General features: G+C 70.5%; 17 protein-coding genes. 8 read left to right on the forward strand and 9 right to left on the reverse strand.

Going from position 1 to position 18,343, the window contains the following annotated elements:
• Positions 1-92: 92 nt before the first annotated feature.
• The gene (locus ACFY0F_RS07240; protein ID WP_388790217.1) at positions 93-1,046 is read left to right on the forward strand and encodes a carbohydrate kinase; all 954 of its coding nucleotides are present in this window, start codon (positions 93-95) and stop codon (positions 1,044-1,046) included.
• 196 nt (positions 1,047-1,242) lie between these two features.
• The gene (locus ACFY0F_RS07245; RefSeq protein WP_388790219.1) at positions 1,243-1,536 is read left to right on the forward strand and encodes a putative quinol monooxygenase; all 294 of its coding nucleotides are present in this window, start codon (positions 1,243-1,245) and stop codon (positions 1,534-1,536) included.
• 43 nt (positions 1,537-1,579) lie between these two features.
• Here ACFY0F_RS07245 and ACFY0F_RS07250 read toward each other — a convergent pair whose 3' ends face one another.
• Positions 1,580-2,527 carry an alpha/beta fold hydrolase gene (locus ACFY0F_RS07250; protein ID WP_388791311.1) on the reverse strand — a complete coding sequence of 316 codons (948 nt, stop codon included), beginning with the start codon at positions 2,525-2,527 and terminating at the stop codon, positions 1,580-1,582.
• A gap of 169 nt (positions 2,528-2,696) precedes the next feature.
• Between ACFY0F_RS07250 and ACFY0F_RS07255 the strand changes: the two genes are divergently transcribed.
• The 3 genes from ACFY0F_RS07255 to ACFY0F_RS07265 are packed head-to-tail and all read left to right on the forward strand — an operon-like array spanning position 2,697 to position 3,965.
• A complete protein-coding gene (locus tag ACFY0F_RS07255; protein ID WP_388790222.1) occupies positions 2,697-3,149 on the forward strand; it encodes a hypothetical protein in 453 nt (150 codons plus the stop codon).
• Between the two features lie 37 nt (positions 3,150-3,186).
• Complete coding sequence (locus ACFY0F_RS07260) at positions 3,187-3,423, forward strand: DUF2945 domain-containing protein (RefSeq protein WP_388790225.1); 237 nt, start codon at positions 3,187-3,189, stop codon at positions 3,421-3,423.
• A gap of 35 nt (positions 3,424-3,458) precedes the next feature.
• Positions 3,459-3,965 carry an MSMEG_6728 family protein gene (locus ACFY0F_RS07265; protein ID WP_388790227.1) on the forward strand — a complete coding sequence of 169 codons (507 nt, stop codon included), beginning with the start codon at positions 3,459-3,461 and terminating at the stop codon, positions 3,963-3,965.
• On the opposite strand, the gene ACFY0F_RS07270 is transcribed toward ACFY0F_RS07265, so the two are convergent.
• The 8 genes from ACFY0F_RS07270 to ACFY0F_RS07305 form a co-directional block, all read right to left on the reverse strand.
• Positions 3,893-5,791 (reverse strand): ABC transporter ATP-binding protein, encoded by a 1,899-nt coding sequence (locus tag ACFY0F_RS07270; protein ID WP_388790230.1) that lies wholly within the window; start codon positions 5,789-5,791, stop codon positions 3,893-3,895. The two genes, ACFY0F_RS07265 and ACFY0F_RS07270, sit on opposite strands and share 73 nt — an antisense overlap.
• Positions 5,788-6,225, reverse strand: a complete 438-nt coding sequence (locus tag ACFY0F_RS07275) for a lasso peptide biosynthesis B2 protein (RefSeq protein WP_388790232.1) — start codon at positions 6,223-6,225, stop codon at positions 5,788-5,790. Before ACFY0F_RS07275 ends, ACFY0F_RS07270 begins: the two co-directional genes overlap by 4 nt.
• Complete coding sequence (locus ACFY0F_RS07280; protein ID WP_388790235.1) at positions 6,222-6,476, reverse strand: lasso peptide biosynthesis PqqD family chaperone; 255 nt, start codon at positions 6,474-6,476, stop codon at positions 6,222-6,224. The genes ACFY0F_RS07275 and ACFY0F_RS07280 overlap by 4 nt, the downstream gene beginning before the upstream one ends.
• Positions 6,477-6,514: 38 nt before the next feature.
• The gene (locus tag ACFY0F_RS07285) at positions 6,515-8,365 is read right to left on the reverse strand and encodes a lasso peptide isopeptide bond-forming cyclase (RefSeq protein ID WP_388790238.1); all 1,851 of its coding nucleotides are present in this window, start codon (positions 8,363-8,365) and stop codon (positions 6,515-6,517) included.
• A gap of 25 nt (positions 8,366-8,390) precedes the next feature.
• Entirely contained in the window at positions 8,391-8,501 is a 111-nt protein-coding gene (locus ACFY0F_RS07290) for a keywimysin-related RiPP (RefSeq protein WP_388790240.1), read from the reverse strand.
• Between the two features lie 545 nt (positions 8,502-9,046).
• Positions 9,047-9,352: an acyl carrier protein gene (locus ACFY0F_RS07295; RefSeq protein ID WP_388790242.1), complete on the reverse strand. Its 306-nt coding sequence runs from the start codon at positions 9,350-9,352 to the stop codon at positions 9,047-9,049.
• Positions 9,353-9,623: 271 nt separating this feature from the next.
• Positions 9,624-10,646 carry a LacI family DNA-binding transcriptional regulator gene (locus ACFY0F_RS07300; protein WP_388790245.1) on the reverse strand — a complete coding sequence of 341 codons (1,023 nt, stop codon included), beginning with the start codon at positions 10,644-10,646 and terminating at the stop codon, positions 9,624-9,626.
• A gap of 164 nt (positions 10,647-10,810) precedes the next feature.
• A complete protein-coding gene (locus ACFY0F_RS07305) occupies positions 10,811-12,223 on the reverse strand; it encodes an RICIN domain-containing protein (RefSeq protein WP_388790247.1) in 1,413 nt (470 codons plus the stop codon).
• Positions 12,224-12,992: 769 nt separating this feature from the next.
• Here ACFY0F_RS07305 and ACFY0F_RS07310 point away from each other — a divergent pair.
• The 3 genes from ACFY0F_RS07310 (at position 12,993) to ACFY0F_RS07320 (ending at position 18,333) form a co-directional block, all read left to right on the forward strand.
• Positions 12,993-14,588: an arabinofuranosidase catalytic domain-containing protein gene (locus ACFY0F_RS07310; protein WP_388790250.1), complete on the forward strand. Its 1,596-nt coding sequence runs from the start codon at positions 12,993-12,995 to the stop codon at positions 14,586-14,588.
• A gap of 106 nt (positions 14,589-14,694) precedes the next feature.
• Positions 14,695-17,145 (forward strand): RICIN domain-containing protein, encoded by a 2,451-nt coding sequence (locus tag ACFY0F_RS07315; protein ID WP_388790253.1) that lies wholly within the window; start codon positions 14,695-14,697, stop codon positions 17,143-17,145.
• A gap of 45 nt (positions 17,146-17,190) precedes the next feature.
• Positions 17,191-18,333 carry a ricin-type beta-trefoil lectin domain protein gene (locus tag ACFY0F_RS07320; protein ID WP_388790256.1) on the forward strand — a complete coding sequence of 381 codons (1,143 nt, stop codon included), beginning with the start codon at positions 17,191-17,193 and terminating at the stop codon, positions 18,331-18,333.
• Positions 18,334-18,343: the final 10 nt, after the last annotated feature.

Raw genomic sequence — 18,343 nt, forward strand, 5'->3', positions numbered from 1 at the left:
CGTCCGATCCGCTGTCGGCCCGCGAACGATCAGAGGCCTCGCGTAGAGATACGCCCCTGTTCGACCGTATTGTCCGGAAAGAAGGGCAGCCCATGAGCTCGTGTCGGATCACCGTCCTGGGGGAGTGCGTCGCGGACGCCTTCGCCGAACCCGCGAGCGCCCCGAACGAACTCGCTCTGCGTGTGCTGCCCGGCGGCGGACCCGCGAACACCGCCGTCGCCCTGGCCCGGCTGGGCACACCGGCGCGCTTCCTGGCGCGGCTGTCCGAGGACGTGTTCGGGCGCCTGTTCCGTGCGCATCTGGAGGCTTCCGGCGTGGATCTGTCGTGCGCCGTCGCGGCCGGCGAGCCCAGCACGCTCGCCGTGGCGGAACTGGACGCCCGGGGACAGGCCGCGTTCTCCTTCCACGCGCAGAACACGGCCGACTGGCAGTGGACGCCGGCGGAGCTGTCCGGGGTCGACCTGTCCGGGACCGCCTGTGTGCACACCGGGTCGCTGGCGCTGGTCCGTGAGCCCGGCGGGGCGGTGGTGGAGGAGTTCCTGGCCGCCGCCGCTGCCCGGGCCACCATCAGCATCGATCCCAACGTCCGCCCGTTGCTGGTCCGTCCCGAGGTGTACCGCGCCCGGCTCGCGCGGTGGTGCGGCCTCGCCGACATCCTGCGGTTGAGCGAGGACGACCTGGAGCAGCTGCTGCCGGGCACCTCGCCGGAGCGGGCGTGCGACACCTGGCACGCGGCAGGGGCCCGGCTCGTCGTGATCACGCGCGGCGCCGAGGGGGCGCTGATCTCGCTCGACGGCGAACGGCGGCAGGTGCCCGCGACGGCGACGCGGGTGGTCGACACGGTCGGCGCGGGGGACTCCTTCACCGCCGGGCTGCTGCACCAGCTCGGCAGCCGGGGACTCCTGGGCGGCCGGCTGGTCGGTCTCACCCTCGACGACGTCGCGGAAGCCTGCCGGTTCGCCACCCGCGTCGCAGGCCTGACCTGCTCGGTCGCCGGTCCCAACCCGCCGTGGCGGCAACAGCTCGTGAGCGCCGACGGCCGCTGACGGACAGCCGATCCCGGCCGGAGGGATCATTCACACCGGAACCGTTGACGCGCCGGAGGCCCCCGGCCATCATCAGGCCACTCGATGTCAACGATGACACAAGTCGGCGACGCCACCCCCGGCCGGCGTGGACCACGGCGGTCCCCGTCGCCGACCGACGAGACGACCGCACCCCGGAACCTGAGGAAACGCCACGATGACCAAGAGCCTGCTCGCCGAGTTCACCGCCCGCGAGGGCGCGGAGGACGAAGTCGCCCGCCTGATCCGGGACTACGCCCGCGAGGTGCGCCAGGAGGACGGCAACCTCGCCTTCGACGTCTACACCAAGGCGTCCGCCCCGCGCGCCTACTGGATCTTCGAGGTCTACCGGGACGAGGACGCGTTCCGGGCACACCTCCAGGCGCCGTACGGCGCCCCGTTCAACACCGCTCTCACCCCGCTGATCGAGGAGGACGCCTCGGTGCTGACCTTCCTCGACCCGGTGGACTGACCCCGCGCCGCGCAGGCGGGGATGTCCGGCCGGCCGGCCGGGCTCAGGCGCAGGCCGTGAGGAATTCGACGAGCGCCGCGTTCACCTCGTCCGGGCGTTCCTGCTGCGTCCAGTGTCCGCAGCCCGCCAGTTCGAGGGGCCTGCGCCACAGGCTGGGCATCAGGTCGGGAAGCTTCTCGATGAGTTCGGGTGTGCCCGGGAAGGCGGGCACGAGGTCGCGGTCGCCGTAGATGTACAGCGCGGGACGGGTGACGACGGCGCCGTGCCAGGGTGCCGTGAGCTCCCAGTTGCGGTCGAGGTTGCGGTACCAGTTGAGGGCGCCGGTGAAGCCGCGGGAGAAGCTCTCGGTGAGGGCGTCGAGGTCCTCCTCGGTGAACCACTCCGGCAGGACCTCGGGGTCCGGCATGGCCTCGAGCCAGCCCCGCCCGGGTTCGACCAGCGGCTGCTTGATCTCACCGCTGGGAGAAGCGGAGCCGGAAGCCGAGTAGAAGAACTTGCGGAGGGTGGTGCGTACGTCCCTGCCGAACTCCGCGTCGGCCACACCGGGGCGGTTGAAGTAGTTCCAGTAGAACCGGCCGCCGAACCTCTCCTCCATGGCGGCCAGCGGAGGCCTCGTCCCCCGGAAGGGGGGCGGCACACTGAGGCCGGCCACCCCGAGCACCATGTCCGGTCGCAGCAGGGCGGTGTGCCAGGCGACCGGCGCACCCCAGTCGTGGCCGACGACGTACGCCTTCTCCTCGCCGAGGGCGTGGACGAGACCGACTACGTCGCCGACCAGGTGGAGGATGGTGTACGCGTCGACGTCGTCGGGATGGTCGCTGCGTCCGTACCCACGCTGGTCGGGGGCGACGACTCGGAAACCGGCGTCGGCCAGCGGCCCGAACTGGTGGTGCCACGAGTGCCACGACTCGGGGAAGCCGTGCAGGAGGACCACCAAGGGGCCCTCGCCCTGCTCGGCGATGTGCAGCCGGACGCCGTTCACGTCGATCATTCGATGCTCAACCATGTGCACGAGCGTACGTGCCGCGCCTTCACGCGCGGGCAGCACGCGGGGGTAACGCGAACGCCGGCCCTCCATTCAGGGGATGCCGCATCCGAACGTCCGGCGCAGGGGGAAGTGAGAGTGACAGGACGAGCGGCCACGGAATCCAGGGAGCGGCATGAGCGAGTACCGGGACGGACCCGACCACCGGCACCGGCGCCCCGAGGGCGTCGACGACACGACCGTCGAGGCCCTCGGATCATTGTCGAAGGCCCTGGAGACCACCGAGCGGGCTCGCGGTCACCTCTACAGCTTCCACCAGCTGACCGGCGCGGCAGACCTGGAACTGGACCGGGCGGTGACGCTGCTGCGCGAAGCCGGGCATCACGCCTGGGCCGACAAGATCCAGACCGAGATCCTCGGCCGCAACGTCATTCCCGGCCACTGGACGTTCCAGATCGTCGAGGCCTACAACGCCACGTACTACCGGCCGTTCCAGGAGCTGGAGCGCGGCGCGGTGGGCGAACTCGTCCAAGGCCGCGACCACCTTTACGAGGCGGAGATGAAGGAGCACCGCCGCACCGCCCGCCACCCCCACCACACGGCCCGCCCTCCCACCGCGGAGAGCTGAGCCGTCCGGAGAGCATCCGGGAAGGTAAGTGATGACCATGACCGGGAAGAAGGGGCGCGACCGTCAGGACGCGGAGTTCGCCGAGGGCGAGGAAGTGGCCTGGGCCAGCCACGGCTCCACCACCGAGGGAAAGGTACAGCGAAAGATCAGCGGACGGACCGAGGCCGCCGGCCGGACCGTGGACGCCTCGGAGGACGAGCCGCAGTACGAGGTTCGCAGCACCAAGTCCGGTAAATCGGCGGTTCACAAGCCGTCGGCCCTGCGCAAGAAGTGAGCTGAGGCCCCCGCGCTCACGACAGGAGGGCGTCCATGCAGACGTTCCTGCCCGATTCCGACTTCCGGCGCTCTGCGCTGCTCCTCGACCGCCGCCGTCTGGGCAAACAACGGGTCGAGGCGCTCCAGGTCCTGCGTGGCCTGACCATCCCGGGGTACGGCTGGCGCATGCATCCGGCGGTACGAATGTGGAGCGGATACGAGGAGGCACTGGTCCGTTACGGACTGGAGGTCTGCCGGGTCTGGCGGGAACAGGGACACCAGGACAGTTGCGCCGCATCCTTGGTCGCCGGATACGCGGCCTGCCACCCGGGCACGCCCGTCCGTGACCAACCCGCCCTCGCCGCCGCCGGGGAACTGCCGCCGTGGCTCGGTGACGAGGCCTTCCACCGCAGCCACCAGTCCGCGCTCGTCCGCAAGGACCCGCAGGCGTACGCGCACGCGTTCCCCGGCGTTCCGGACGACCTTCCCTATGTCTGGCCGCCGTCCGACCGGGCGGGCGGTACCGCGAAGGCAGACCGACCTGCTTCTACTTCGCCCTGAGCGTACGGCTGCCCGCCCGGCCGGAGCATCTGGCTCGCGGCCAGCTCACGGTAGAGGGCACTGCTCGCGAGTAGTTCCTCGTGGCGTCCGCCCGCGACGGTGCGGCCGTCCTGCAGCACGACGATGTGGTCCGCGTGCTGCACGGTGGACATACGGTGGGCGATGACCAGCAGAGCGCACTCCTGGGCGATGTTCTTCATGACGGTGGTGATCGCCGCTTCGTTGATGGCGTCGAGGTGGGAGGTGGGCTCGTCCAGCAGGAGCAACGAGGGGCGGGCCAGCAACGCGCGGGCGAGGGCGATGCGCTGGCACTCGCCGCCGGAGAGGGTGCTGCCACGTTCACCGATCACAGCGGACAGGCCGCCGGGCAGCCGGGCCACGACCTCTTCAAGTCCGGTCAGTTCGATGACACGCCGGATCTCCGCCTGCGTCGCGTCGGGCACCGCGTAGGTGATGTTGTCGTGCAGGGTGCCGTGCATGACGTGTGTGTGCTGGCCGACGACGGCGATGCCGCGGCGGCATGCCTCACGGGTCAGTTCGGCCGCAGGCCGTCCGTCGAAGAGCACGGCGCCCGCATCCGGCTCGTAGAACCTCGCCACCAGGGCGAACACCGTGCTCTTGCCGGCTCCGGACCGGCCCACCAGTGCCACGTACCGCCGGTGCGGCACGGCGAACGAGACACCGCGCAGGACCGGCCGCCGCGGGTCGTAGGAGAAGTGCACGTCGTGCAGCGTGAGGGCAGGGTGCTCGCGGGCGAGGGGCGGCCCGGTCGGCCGCGCCGTGGATGTGCGGTCGCCCGGAATCCGGGGTGCGGCGGCCTCGACCGTCAGGTGGAGCGCCTCGTCGATGCGCTGATAGGCACCCATTCCGCGTTGGACGAGTCCCACGGCTCGGAAGACGGAGGACAGCGGCAGCACCAGGTACGAGGCGTACAGCAGGAAGGCGACGAGGTCGCCCAGGGAGCCGGCGTGGCCGCTCACGCGCAGCCCGCCGACGACCAGGACGATGAGGAAGGAGCCCTGGACGGCGAGTTCGACGGCGGAGCTCATGACGGAGGCGAGCTTCGCGGTGCGTACCCCGGCCCCGTAGGCGGCATCGACACGGGCGCCGATGCCGGCCGCCTCGCGTTCCTCGGCCCGGTGCACACGGACCATCGGCAGGGAGACCAGCGCACGTTCCAGGTCGGCTGCGATGGCACCGACCGAGTTCTGCATGTGTTCGGAGGCGCACCTGATACCACTGAGCAGCGACGCGACGACCGCGGCTGCCGCCGCCACGGTGGCGGCGACCAGGAGCAGCAGCAGGGGGTCCAGCCACGCCATGAGGGTGATCGCCCCGGCGGCGACGATGCTTCCCGTCACCAGATCCACCAGGGCCTCTGACACGACCTCCCGGAGCAGGGCGGTGTCGGCCGTCACCCGCGAGATGAGGTCGGCGCCGCGGTGCCGCGTGTACTCCCTCATCTCGAGCCGCAGCAGCCGTCCCACCAGCCCGTGGCGCAGCTGCCGTACGACTCCTTCCCCCATCCGCTCCAGGATGAAGCGCCCCACGGCTCCCGCCGCCGCCTCCATGAGGAACAGCACCCCGAGGAGGAGCAGCAGCGACCAGACGACCTGCCCGCGGCCGGTCGCGTCCACGACGTTCCTGGCGACCAGTGGCTGGGCCAGCCCCAGCGCGGAGGCCAGGAGGGTCAGCGCGGTGGCGACGGTGACCGTGCCCCGGTGCCCGGCGGTGAGCCGGTACATGGTGGCCAACGCCGTCCAGGCCGACTTGTCGTCATCGGTGGCCTCGGCTCGGCCGCCCAGCGGGACGGTCGCGCCGGTCATCGGTCCGTCGACGGGGGCAGCGGGCCGACGGTCACCAGCCGGGCGAAGTAGCCCTCCGGGGCACCTTCACCGACGGGGCGGCCTTCCGCTTCGATCCAGGCATGCGCGGTGAAAGGCGGTACCACGCGTACACCGGTGCACCAGGTCGGCCAGGTTCCGTCCAGCCGGCACAGCAGGGCCGCCCCCAGGGATCGCGGCAGGCACCCCTTGGGGCCGGCGCACTGCAGACTGGCGGCGCACATGGCGTCGCGCGCCTCTTGCGCCTGCGCTGGGGTGGCGGGCGCGGCACCGCGCCGCAGAACGCCGAGTACGGTGCGGATGCGGCGGGGCGGGAGCAGGGCGAGGGCGAGGGCGGGCAGCAGGACGAGGCGGGCGGCGAGTCGCCGGGACAGGGGGACGGAGCCGGGGCGCTCCAGCGCGCTGGGCGTGGTCATGAGGCGAGCCCCGAGTCGCGCAGCTCCCGCACGAGCGTTTCGACGTCCCGCAGTGCCTGCGCCTGGTCGATGTCGAACTCCCGCACGAGGGCGGCGGCCGCGTCCGCCGCCTCGCCCCCGTCCAGCAGTGTCCGGACCACCAAAGTGGCCGTCGGATTCAACTCCCAGTAGAAACCGGCTCGTTCGTCCAGCAGTACCGTGCCGTAGTCGGTCTCGGCCGTGGAGACGTTGTCGCCGAACCGCAGGGGCATGTGAGGGCCTTTCTGATGTGTCGAGGCGGTGGGTGGAGTCAGGGTGTCGGGACGCGGTTGTGGTTGCGGGCAAGCCCCCGCAGCCACACCTCGGCGGCGATCGTGGAGTAGAGGATGGCCCCGGAGAGCCCATGGGAGGCGGGCCGCATGGCGAGGCGGCGGAGCTCGGCGCCGTCCACCAGTCCCAGCTCCGCCAGCCGCGAGTCCTCCCACAGGGCCAGCAGGTCGGCGCGGTGTTCGCGCAGTCCGTTGGCGGCGTCCATGGAGGCCGTGGCCTTGTTGCTTCGCCGCAGGCACTCCTCGGGCACGATGCCGCGCATGGCCGCGCTCAGCACGGGCTTGTACCGCCAGGGCGAGACGCGTTCACTCGGGCGTACGGCGAGAAACGCCTCGATGACGCGGTCGTCGAGGAAGGGAGAGGCCATCGGCAGGCCGGTGCGAGCCGCCATCCGGTCCCACTGCCGGATGATGCGGGTGCCCGAGCGGATCTGCTCGATGTCCGAGTGCAGTCCACGGTCCGGATGGAGCGGCGAGGCCGTCGCCGCGGCATCGAGCAGCGCCCGGCGGGCCATCCGTTCGGTCTCCGGGGTCATCCAGTGGAACAGGCGGGGCGTCATGCCCCAGCCGAGACTCGTCGATACGGACGAGGGGGAGGGGTCACGCAGGTGGCGGGCAGCGTCGGCGAGCCACTTCCCGTACGGACGGGAGTCGGCGAGAGCCCGGACCGTGCCGCCGAGCGGCCACTGCCACAGCGCCCGGAACCCCCGCAGCTGCCGCAGGGCGAACAGCGGGCGGGTGCGCAGCAGCCGGTGGTAGTACGCCTCTGAGCACCATGCCACGTGGTCGCCGCCGATGCCGGTCAGATGCATCCTGCTGCCGCGTGCGGCGAGGCCGGGCAGGTGGTGCAGGACCCGGGAGCGGTCCATGACGCCGATGGTGGGTTCGTCGAGAAGGTCGTCGACTCCGAGCAGGTCCTCGTAGACCAGTGGCGAGTCATCGGGGTCCCAGACGAGGTGCTCGACGTCGGGGAGGTGCTCGATGGCCCGCTCGGCCCATTGCAGGTCGGTGTCCGCCGGGTCGCGCCCCGGCCATGTGCCGGCCACCACGCGTGCCGCGGAGCGGTCGGCGAGGAAGCAGACGGAGGTCGAGTCCAGGCCGCCGGACAGGTCGCAGCTCACCACGCCGCCCTGACGGGTACGAGCGTCGACGGCCTCCTCCAACGCCTTCCGGATCATCGGCACCGCGTCCGCGAGCGGCCGGACCGGCTCCGGCGGCGTCCACCACCGGGTGTGCCGTACGCTGCGCCCGTCCGCGTCGACGACCACGGCGTCCTGCGGAGGAACGGCGGTGATCCCGCGCCACATCGACGACTCGAACAGCGGATACGGGGCCGGCCACAGCAGCCTCACGGCCAGTTCCTCCACGTCGAGGTCCAGGCCCAGGACGGTGGCGAGCGTGTCGGCCCGGGTGGCGGCCACCCGCATGCCGTCGGCCTCCGCGTGGAAGACGAGCCGCAGTCCGGAGGCGGTGCCCTGCACTCTGGTCCGTCCGTCGAGGGCGCCGACGAGATGGAAGCTGCCGGGAAGGGAGCGGGCCAGTGCGTCGAGCTCCGCGAGATCACGCAACCGTGCGGCCCGGCGCCGCAGTTCGTGGGCGTCGATCGGGCAGCAGCCGACCACTGCGACGGAGGCGCCGCCGACATGCGCCGCGACGACCTCGTCGTCGTGCCAGTGGCCGACCAGCCAGGGCCGACCGGACGCATGCGCGAGGGTCCGGCTTCCGGGTCGGGCGAAGGAGCGGGCCACGGCGGCCGCGTCCGCACGGTCCGTGAAGACCGCGAAGTGCGCGCCGCCGGGTCCCGTCCCCGCACTTTCGTGCAGTTCAGTCATGACGTCGGTCAAGGACCGTCGAGCGTCAGTTCTTGCTCAGGAGAAGCCGGTCGTTGCCGGAGTTCCCGAGGAGCCCGGTCTCCTTCCGGAAGGTGCCGAGCCGGACGAGCGTCGGTGCCTCATAAGCCTTCTTCATGACTACTCCTCACATGCGGTGGTTTCACGGCCACTTCCCCGAGTTCGGTGCCCAGGCTCGTCGGGAGCCCGGGGCCGGGAAGCGGCCGCAGCACATAGCTAGCCGTGGATCGTGAGGTCGAGGCAAGCGCACCACGGAGGTCGGATAATGTGCAGAATGCGGGTTCTCTGCGCTGTGTGGTCTTCGCGTCCTGATCAATGACCGGGCCGCGCCGATGTGCGATCCGAGTGTGCGCATCCCGGATGTAACGTTTCGACCTGCTGCCGGGCAGTCGATCGCTGTGCTCGCCGGACGCGTCTGCCGACGGCATGGACAGGTGGCGCCCGGTCGCTCGTTTCGCACCCGAGCGTGCCCCGTTGCTCGCAATCCCATGCAGAATATGGTTCACAGGGCGTGTGAGCTGCCGATTCGGGGGCACGGACCCGGGCCGGCGCACAGCCGTACGTCTTGTGGCGGCGAAGGCCGCGACGTGATCCGCCACCGGCGCTGTTCCGTGCCGCCGAAGGGCGTGGCGGGGCTTCGGATACCGGACGGCGGGCTCACCATCACGCCATGGCAGCGGTCAGCGCGTCCTCCAGCAGGAACGCCCCGAGGACGGCGAAGGTGACTCCCGCGACCAGGTTCACCGTCACGGACGTGCGGCGACCCCGTGCCAGTCCCCGGCCCAGTCGGCCGGAGCACAGGCCGTGGCAGGCCATCAGGGAATCGAGGCCGTAGTCGCACAGCGACCGCCCGTCGTCCAGCTCGGCCGGCTCCACTCCCAGAGCGGCGGCCGCGACAGCGCGATCGGGTGAGAAGGGCGGGTGGGCCGCTTCGAGAGGCTCCGCCGCCGTGACGGCGACAGCGCTCAAAGTTGTCGATGGCGGCGATCACCGTACGGTCGCGGGAGAGCTCCGGAGCAGTTCCCGTCCTTGCTCATCGCTTCGAGAATCCCGCGCCCATGAAGCCGCCCCGTCAGGCGGCTGACAAGGGGACTTGGTGCTTCGCCCGGCGCGACCGTCGTCCCCCGGGAAAAGTGACAGCGAGAGTGGGGCGTCAAACGGCCCAGCCGTCATCATGGATGGCTTCACCCAGGTCCGGCAGCCGATCGCCGTACCCTGCTCAGCACGCCGCGCGGTCGACTCACGCCCGTCGGCGGGTGCGTGCGGCGGCTGTGCTGGAGCGCAGTGAGATCGGCGGGGTCAACAGGATGTGCCGAGGCGGGGTGTCCGGCGCGGTGATGCGTTCCACCAGCAGGGAAACGGCCTTCTCACCCATTTCCAGGGCCGGGACGTCCGCTGCCGTGAGCGGCGGGCTGAAGTCCTCGGCCCAGGCTCTGGCCGCCACCGCGGTGATGGAGAAGTCGTAGGGCACCTGGCGGCCGGTGTTCGCCAGCGCACGCTGGACGCCGGGCAGGGCGGCCTCGTTGATCGTGGTGACAGCGGTGAGGTCCGGATGGCTGCGCAGGAGCGCCTCGACGCATTCCTGACCTGAGCGGGCGTCGTCCCCGCACGGCATTTCGATGCCGTCGAGGCCGTGTTCCGCCACGGCGGCCTCGAAACCCTCGCGGGCTCTGCGCGCCGGACCGTAACCGGCCGAGACGAGTTCGGGGGAGCGAGTGATCAGAGCCACTCGGCGGTGCCCCAGATCCGCGAGGTGCCGCACGCAGTGCTGGACCAGGCCGGCGTAGTCGACGTCGATCCAGGACATCTGCTGGTCGCCGGCCGTGTGCCCGATACCGACGAAGGGCAGCCCGGCGGCCTGCAGGCGGCCCACACGAGGGTCCTCCAGGCGGATCTCCATCAGGATGACACCGTCCACGCGGCTCTCCGAGACCAACCGATCGAAGGAGCGGTCGTGATCCCCGCCGGAAGGAGACAGCAGGACATCCAGGTCGACCCGGGCGGCGGCGTCGACCACGCTGGCGACGAAGTCCAGTTGCATGTGTGTGAGCCTGTTGCCGGCCGGCGGGACGACGAGACCGATCGTCCGGGTCCGGCCCTCCTTCAGGGCCCGCGCGGTCGCGTTGGGGCGATACCCCAGTTCGTCGATCACGTCCTGGATCCGTCTGCGGGTGCTGCTCGCGACGGGTCGTTTCCCGCTGAGCGCGTAGGACACCGTGCTCCGTGACACGCCGGCGCGCCGAGCGATCTCCCCGATGTTCATTCAGCTCCCCAAGAACCCACCTGCGGGTCGACAGGATAGCTCGCGGGCCTCGGTTCGCCGGCGGGCACGGGATGTGACGGCTGGGGGTGGAGGTGTCGCGCGATGACACGCCGGGGCGGCGGTCGGATGCCGGCCCCGGCGTGGGGTACGGGCCCCTCAGTGATTCAGCTCAGCGTCCACTGCTGGTTGGACTCGCCGCTACAGGTCCACAGTTGTACCGGGGTGCCGTTGGTCGTGGCGGCGCCGGTGACGTCCAGGCACAGGCCGGACTGGGCGTTGGTGACGGTGCCGTTGGGGTTCAGCGTCCACTGCTGGTTGCTCTGGCCGTTGCAGGTCCAGGTGATGACCTTGGTGCCGGGGCTGGTGCCCCGCCCGGAGGCGTCCAGGCACAGCCGGCTGCCGCCGGAGTACACCGTGAGTTCGTGGGAGGCGGTCTGGGACCAGGTCTGGTTCGCCGCACCGCTGCAGTCCCGGATCTGGGTCTGCGTACCCGGTGTCGTGACGGCACCCGGCACTTCCAGACACCTGCCCGCACCCACCGCCCGCAGCGCGCCCGTACCGCTGGGCGGAGTGGTGGTCGGAGGCGTGTACGGGCACTTGCCGTGATAGACCGAGATGCCGGCCGGGTCGGCAAGCGCCGGGCAGAGGAACTGGGTGTAGCGGGTGTCCTCGTCGACGAAGATCTTGAGCCAGGGGATCAGCACCTTCATCTCGGTGTTGTTGGGGTGGGTGTAGTAGACGTGGTCGGCTCCGGCGATCTGGAGGAAGGCACTCTGCGTGGCGGCGGGCATGCCGGCGTACAGGCCGTCGAGGTAGGAAGGGGTGACGACGGTGTCCTTCTGTCCCCCGATGACCATGGTGGGCACCTGGTCGGTGGCCAGGCTCTGTGAGGGGGAGAAGGGTGCGAGGGCGATGGCGGCCTTCAGCGACGGCCGTCGTTCGGAGGCGCTGACGACCCCGCCTCCACCCATCGAGTGGCCGATGACCGCGAGCCGTCCGGGGTCGACCCGGTCACGTACGGGGCTCCGCTGGGTGAGGTAGTCCAGCGCTGCCAGCAACTGGGTGCCGCGGGCGGTGTCGTAGTCGGTGCGGCTGTTGGTCTCGACGCCGATCACGACGAAACCGAAGGACGACAGCCATGGCCCCATCCATGCCTCTTCGTCGGCGAAGCGGGCGGTGTAGCCGGGGACGATCGCGACGGCGCCCCAGGTGCCCAGGCTGGTGTCGGTGGGGTAGTAGATCGTGCCGCCGTTGAATCCGTTGCCGGGTGGCACGCTGACCGACGCGGTGGTGAAGGGGCCGCGGCTGGCGGCGACGCTTGCCACGGTGGGATCCGGGCCGCGCTGGTGGGGGTTGCCGGCGGCCGCCGCCGGCTGGAGGGTGGCGAGCACCGCGGCGACCAGTCCCGCGACCGCCAGGATCGCGGCCGCGACCGCCTTGCCGGGCCGGGCCCGTAAGCCGCTCCGGGCCCGTGACCCGGACTGTGTCCGTAGCCCGGGCTGTGTCCGTAACTCGGGCTCGGTCCGCCCGGATGGGAAGCCCTCGGGCTCCTGCCGTACAACTGTGCTTCTTGGCATCAGTAACCTCCTTGGTACGCCATGGCTTCGACACACAGCCTGCACGCCCGCGCTCGGCGCCCTGCCGTGCGGGCAAGGTCTCGCCTCATCGCGTCGTCCTTCGAGAGCGGCGCCACTTCGCTACGGCTTTGCTGCGCAAGGGTGCTCGGTCCACGGCGATGGGCCGCGCGTACGGCGTGACCGGCGCCCGCCCCCGGGGATTCGTCAAGGATGGTGCTGTTCGCCCTGTGTTCGGCCGTACATACAACCGGCCCGCGCACCCCGGTGGCTCGGGGCGGAAGAAGGGTGCTCTGGCGCAGTCACGGGGAACGGCGTCGGGCTGCCGGGAACCGTCACGCGTCCCGCGTCTCACGCATGACCGGAGGGCGTGGAGCGAACCGATTCCGCGCAAGCGCTTCGACGGGATGGTACGACTGAGGGGGTGCGGGGTCAATGGCATACGGTGCGGCGGAGGGGGGCGCCCGACACGCGGGCCGCTGCGCCACCGCTTCGGCCAGCGCCTTCCGGAACGACCCTCCATCATCCACCCCTGATCTGTTCGACCGGCCGACCGGCCTCGAACCGCAGGAATCAGCCGTCGAACCGATTCCGCGACAAGGTTCGGAGCAGAATCCTCCGCACCCTTGACAGTCCGTGAAGCCGGGAGCACCGTCTCCCCCCGAAACCTCTCTGCAATCTCGCTGTAAATACGGCAACTCCGAGCGCTTCTGGATTGTCAGCGCCACCCACACGGCCCGGTCGGGTCGCGTCGGCACGGTAGGGAGATCGGATGGGAACCACACGTACAAGACGCCACCTGCTGTCCGGGCGCGGCGGCGTGCGACGGTTACTCGCGGCGTGGCGCCGTGGCAGGCCGGACGAGGTGGTGGATCGGACGCACGCCCCCCTGCCGGTGCGCTCGCCCCGCTCCCGGCGCACCGCGCTGGCCCGCGCGGGGGCGGCCGCCGTGCTCGTGGCCGGCACGCTGGCGGGTGCCACGGCCGCGGTGGGCACGGCCCGTGCCGACACGTCCGGACCGTGCGACATCTACGCGGCGGGCGGTACGCCCTGCGTGGCGGCGCACAGTACGACGCGAGCGTTGTACTCCTCGTACAACGGGCCGCTCTACCAGGTCCGGCGTGCCTCGGACAACACCACCCGGAACATCGGCGTCCTGAGCGCGGGCGGGTACGCCGACGCGGCCGCCCAGGACTCGTTCTGCTCGGGGACGAGCTGCCTGATCACGATCATCTACGACCAGTCCGGCCGCGGCAACAACCTCACCCAGGCGCCCGGGGGCGGTGCCGCGGGAGGCCCCGACAACCTCGCGAACGCGACCGCCGCACCCACCACGGTGGGCGGCCACAAGGCCTACGGCGTATACGTGGCCCCCGGCACGGGCTACCGCAACAACCGCACCAACGGCATCGCGACCGGGGACAACCCGGAGGGCATGTACGCGATCTTCGACGGCACGCACTACAACGGCGGTTGCTGCTTCGACTACGGAAACGCCGAGACGGACAGCAACGACGACGGCAACGGCACCATGGAGGCCATCTACTTCGGCAACATCAGGGTCTGGGGCTACGGTTCGGGCAACGGCCCCTGGATCATGGCCGATCTGGAGAACGGCCTGTTCTCCGGTGTCAACCAGCACTACAACGCGAACGATCCGACCATCAACTACCGGTACATGACAGCCATCATCAAGGGCGGCCCGAACCACTGGGCGATCCGTGGCGGCAACGCGCAGTCCGGCGGCCTGTCCACCTTCTACGACGGAGTGCGCCCCAACGTCCCGGGCTACAACCCGATGCGAAAGCAGGGTGCCATCATCCTGGGCACCGGCGGCGACAACAGCAAGGGTGCCCAAGGCACCTTCTACGAAGGTGTGATGACCTCCGGCTACCCGTCGGACGCCACCGAGAACGCCGTGCAGGCCAACATCACCGCGGCCGGATACAGCAACGCCCCCTCCGGCGGCACGAGCACCGGCGCGCTGCACGCGGTGGGCGCCGGCAAGTGCCTGGACGTGCCGAACTCGTCCACCACGGCCGGTACGCAGCTGCAGATCTGGGACTGCAGCGGTGGTGACAACCAGAAATGGACCCGCACGTCCTCCGGCCAGCTGACCGTCTACAGCGGTGGCAGCCAGATGTGCCTGGACGCGTACAACAACCAGACCTCCGCCGGTACCAAGGTGGTGACCTGGCCGTGCAACGGCGGTGCCAACCAGCAGTGGCAGCTGAACTCCGACGGCACCGTCACCGGCACCCAGTCCGGCCTCTGCCTCGACGTCACCGGCGCCTCCACCGCCAACGGCGCCCTGGCCGAGCTGTGGACGTGCAACGGGGGATCCAACCAGAAATGGAGTCTCAACTGACCTGACCGGCTCCAGCCCGTGACCGGCTCGCCACCGGTCACGGGCACCGCCCATCCGGCCGACAGCCCACGCCCCAGCGCACCCACGCCGCCACCGGAGGATGACGATGTCCAGAGCCAGAGTGCACCGCGGCCTCTTGGCCGCCCCAGTAGCTCTGCTCGCCCTGCTGGCCGCGAGCCTGGGCGCGGCAGGGCCCGCGGGAGCCGTACCCACCGAGCGCCAGGCGTCGGCCGCTGCCCTGTACGTGGCGCCGGACGCGGCTCCAGGAGGAAACGGCACCGCCGAGAAGCCGTTCGCGACGATCGACCAGGCGCAGCAGCCCGCGCACCGGCTCTCGGCCGACTCGGACGTCGTGGTCCACCTGGCCGGTGGCACTTACCGGCTGTCCAGGCCGCTGACGTTCGGCTCCGACGACGGCGGCCAGAACGGCCACACCATCACCTACCAGGCGACGGCCGGACAGCAGCCGACCGTGAGCGGCGCCCAGCAGGTGTCGAATTGGCAGGTTCATGATCAGAGTGCCAACATCTGGTCGGCCCACGTCGGCACCGGTGTGAACACGCGCCAGCTGTACGTCAACGGCAAGGAGGCGCCGCGCGCGGCGATCCAGGTGCCCCGCTCCGCCTTCACCTTCACCCAGACCGGCCTCACCGTCACCGACTCCTCCCTCGACTACCTGGCCGGGCTCTCGGACAAGAACCACATGGAAGTCGAGAGCGTCAACTCCTTCACCGACCGCTACGCGCCGGTCCAGTCGGTCAACGGCAGGACCATCACCATGCAGCAGCCCGCGTGGAACAACAACTCGTGGGGCTACGACACCATCAACGCGCCGTTCGCCGGCGGAACGATGTACCTCGAGAACAACTACGCGTTCCTGAAGCAGGCCGGACAGTGGTATCTCGACTCCTCCACCGGTGACCTGTACTACCGGGCCCAGCCGGGTCAGAACCCGAACAGCCTCGACGTCGAACTGCCCCGGCTGCAGAGTCTGCTCGGCGTCAGCGGCGGTTACGCTTCACCGGCGACCGGCCTGAGTTTCACCGGCATCCGGTTCACGGGCACCTCCTGGCTCGGCCCGAGCGGGCCCGACGGCTACGCGGACCAGCAGAGCGGCGCGCACATCACCGGCGCCTTCGCGATGCCCGCCAACTGGCTGAGTACCTGCAAGTCGGGGTGCACCCAGTTCGAGGCCACCCGCAACCACTGGGCGCAGATGCCCGCGGCCGTGCAGGTCTCAGCCGCCAACGGCATCACCTTCTCCGGCGACACGTTCTCCGAACTCGGGCAGGTGGGACTCGGCGTGGGGAACGACGGCGTCGCCACGGCCTCCGGCACCGGACTCGGCGCGAGCGGCATCACCATCACCGGCAACACGTTCACCGACGACGCCGGCAGCGGCATCCAGGTCGGGGGGATCCAGCCGGACGCGCACCACCCCGGCGACCCGCGGATGACCAACCAGAACATCACCATCAGCAACAACCGGATCAGCGGGGTCGGCACCGACTACAAGGAGACGGCGGGCATCCTGTCCACCTACGTCACGAACGCGACGATCACCCACAACCAGTGCGACCACCTTCCCTACGACGGGATCGACATCGGCTGGGGCTGGGGCATGAACGACCCGGGCGGCAGCCAGGACTACGTCAACCGGGGCACGTACAACTACCAGCCCGTCTACAGCACCCCCACGACGCTGAAGAACAACACCGTCTCGCACAACCTGGTCTTCGACACCAAGAAGGCGATGTTCGACGGAGGCAGCATCTACAGCCTGTCCGCGAATCCCGGCTCGGTGATCTCCGACAACTACATGTACGGCAACAACCACACCACCGCGCTGTACCTCGACGAGGGTTCCCGCTACCTGACGGTGTCTCACAACGTGGTGCAGGACGCCGGCAACTGGGCGCTCACCAACGCCAACGGCAACAACCACACCGACGACAGCACCTTCTCCGGCAACTGGTACAACGGCGGCAACACCTACGTGGCCACCGGCCCCCCGCACAACAACGTCCTCACCGGCAACGTCCAGGTCAGCGGCACCAACTGGCCGCAGGACGCGAAGCAGGTCATCCAGCAGGCGGGCGTCCAGCCGTCCGGCGGGGACGGCGGCTTCCCCACCGGCTACCACCAACTGGTGATCGGCAGCAACAATCTGTGCCTTGACGTGTACGGCAACTCCGGCAGCGCGGGCGCCGTGATCGACCAGTGGACCTGCAACGGCCAGAGCAACCAGCAGTTCCAGTTCCTGCCGGCCTCGGGCGGGTACGGCCAGTTGCAGGCCCAGAACTCCGGGCTGGTCGTGGCGGTGTCGGGCGGCTCCACGACCGCCGGCACGCCCGACATCGTGCAGCAGGCCCCGGGCGGCGGGGCCGGCAGTCTGTGGCTGCCGGTGCAGCAGTCCGACGGCTCGTACGCCTTCAAGAACCAGAACAGCGGCCTGTGCCTGGACGTCTACGGCGGCAGCACCAACCCTGGCCAGCAGCTCGACCAATGGACCTGCAAGAACACCGCCGGCAGCAACCAGGACTTCACCCTCCGCTGACCGGCTCGCGCCCCCACCCCCGTCGCGCACCCGTGAGGAACGCTGATGAAGAAGTACCCGGCACTCTTGGCCGCGGCGCTGACGGCCGCGCTCGGAGTGTGCACCGCATGGCCGGCGGCGGCCGCCCCCGGCACCGGGGCGCCGCCCCCGGCCGGGCAGGCCGCCGCCGCGCCCACCGCCTTGCGGCTGATGCCGATGGGCGACTCGATCACCTGGGGTGTCGGCAGCCCCTCGGGGAACGGTTACCGCGGCTTCCTGTGGAACCAGCTGGCGGCCGACGGCCACACCCTGGACTTCGTCGGTTCGGGCCGGGCCGGCACCATGGCGGACCCGGACAACGAAGGCCACTCCGGGTGGCGGATCGACCAGATAACCGGTATCGCCGACTCCGTGCTGGCCCGTTACCGGCCCAACGTGGTGACCCTGGAGATCGGCACCAACGATCTGAACGGCAACTACCAGGTGCCGACCGCCCCCGACCGGCTCCGCGCCCTCATCGACCGGATCACCGGCGACGTACCCGACGTGACCGTCCTCGTCGGCACCCTGATCGTCTCCACCAGCGGCACCGAGGAGGCCAACCGGCCCGCGTTCAACGCCAGGATCCCCGGAATCGTCCAGGCGGAGCAGGCCGCCGGCAAGCACGTACGCCTGGTGGACATGAGCGCGCTGACCCCCGCGGACCTCGCCGACTCGCTGCACCCCAACGACAACGGCTACCGCAAGATGGCGGACGCCTTCAGCGCCGGGGTCCGGGCCGCGGACGCGGCAGGCTGGATCAAACCCCCTGCGTCCTCCACGGGCGGCCAGGTGCGCTCCGCGGTCGCGGAGAAGTGCCTGGACGTCTCCGGCGGCAACAGCGCCAACGGGACCGCCGTGGACATCCGGTCCTGCGACGGCTCCGACGCGCAATCGTGGTCCGCGCGCTCCGACGGCACCCTGCGGGCACTCGGGAAGTGCCTCGACGCGACCGGCCGCGGTACCGCCAACGGCACCAGGATCCAGATCTGGGACTGCAACGGCGGCACCAACCAGCAGTGGCAGGCGTACAACGGCGGCTACCGCAATCCGGTCTCCGGCCGCTGCCTCGACGACCCCGGCTCGTCCACCACCGACGGCACGCAACTGGTCCTGTGGGACTGCAACGGCGGCGCCAACCAGAAGTGGACCGCTCTACCGGTCACCTGAAGCCTCCCCT

Source organism: Streptomyces sp. NPDC001544, from assembly GCF_042894285.1.
In the GTDB taxonomy this organism is placed as follows: Bacteria; Actinomycetota; Actinomycetes; order Streptomycetales; family Streptomycetaceae; genus Streptomyces.

Bases quoted from the DNA above. Each gene is read 5' to 3' on its own strand.
- ACFY0F_RS07250 (WP_388791311.1), bottom strand. From the start codon at position 2,527: ATGATCGACGTGAACGGCGTCCGGCTGCACATCGCCGAGCAGGGCGAG.
- ACFY0F_RS07300 (WP_388790245.1), bottom strand. From the start codon at position 10,646: ATGAACATCGGGGAGATCGCTCGGCGCGCCGGCGTGTCACGGAGCACG.
- ACFY0F_RS07245 (WP_388790219.1), top strand. From the start codon at position 1,243: ATGACCAAGAGCCTGCTCGCCGAGTTCACCGCCCGCGAGGGCGCGGAG.
- ACFY0F_RS07280 (WP_388790235.1), bottom strand. From the start codon at position 6,476: ATGCCCCTGCGGTTCGGCGACAACGTCTCCACGGCCGAGACCGACTAC.
- ACFY0F_RS07275 (WP_388790232.1), bottom strand. From the start codon at position 6,225: ATGACCACGCCCAGCGCGCTGGAGCGCCCCGGCTCCGTCCCCCTGTCC.
- ACFY0F_RS07270 (WP_388790230.1), bottom strand. From the start codon at position 5,791: ATGACCGGCGCGACCGTCCCGCTGGGCGGCCGAGCCGAGGCCACCGAT.
- ACFY0F_RS07260 (WP_388790225.1), top strand. From the start codon at position 3,187: ATGACCGGGAAGAAGGGGCGCGACCGTCAGGACGCGGAGTTCGCCGAG.
- ACFY0F_RS07255 (WP_388790222.1), top strand. From the start codon at position 2,697: ATGAGCGAGTACCGGGACGGACCCGACCACCGGCACCGGCGCCCCGAG.
- ACFY0F_RS07305 (WP_388790247.1), bottom strand. From the start codon at position 12,223: ATGCCAAGAAGCACAGTTGTACGGCAGGAGCCCGAGGGCTTCCCATCC.
- ACFY0F_RS07285 (WP_388790238.1), bottom strand. From the start codon at position 8,365: ATGACTGAACTGCACGAAAGTGCGGGGACGGGACCCGGCGGCGCGCAC.
- ACFY0F_RS07320 (WP_388790256.1), top strand. From the start codon at position 17,191: ATGAAGAAGTACCCGGCACTCTTGGCCGCGGCGCTGACGGCCGCGCTC.
- ACFY0F_RS07240 (WP_388790217.1), top strand. From the start codon at position 93: ATGAGCTCGTGTCGGATCACCGTCCTGGGGGAGTGCGTCGCGGACGCC.
- ACFY0F_RS07290 (WP_388790240.1), bottom strand. From the start codon at position 8,501: ATGAAGAAGGCTTATGAGGCACCGACGCTCGTCCGGCTCGGCACCTTC.
- ACFY0F_RS07315 (WP_388790253.1), top strand. From the start codon at position 14,695: ATGTCCAGAGCCAGAGTGCACCGCGGCCTCTTGGCCGCCCCAGTAGCT.
- ACFY0F_RS07265 (WP_388790227.1), top strand. From the start codon at position 3,459: ATGCAGACGTTCCTGCCCGATTCCGACTTCCGGCGCTCTGCGCTGCTC.
- ACFY0F_RS07310 (WP_388790250.1), top strand. From the start codon at position 12,993: ATGGGAACCACACGTACAAGACGCCACCTGCTGTCCGGGCGCGGCGGC.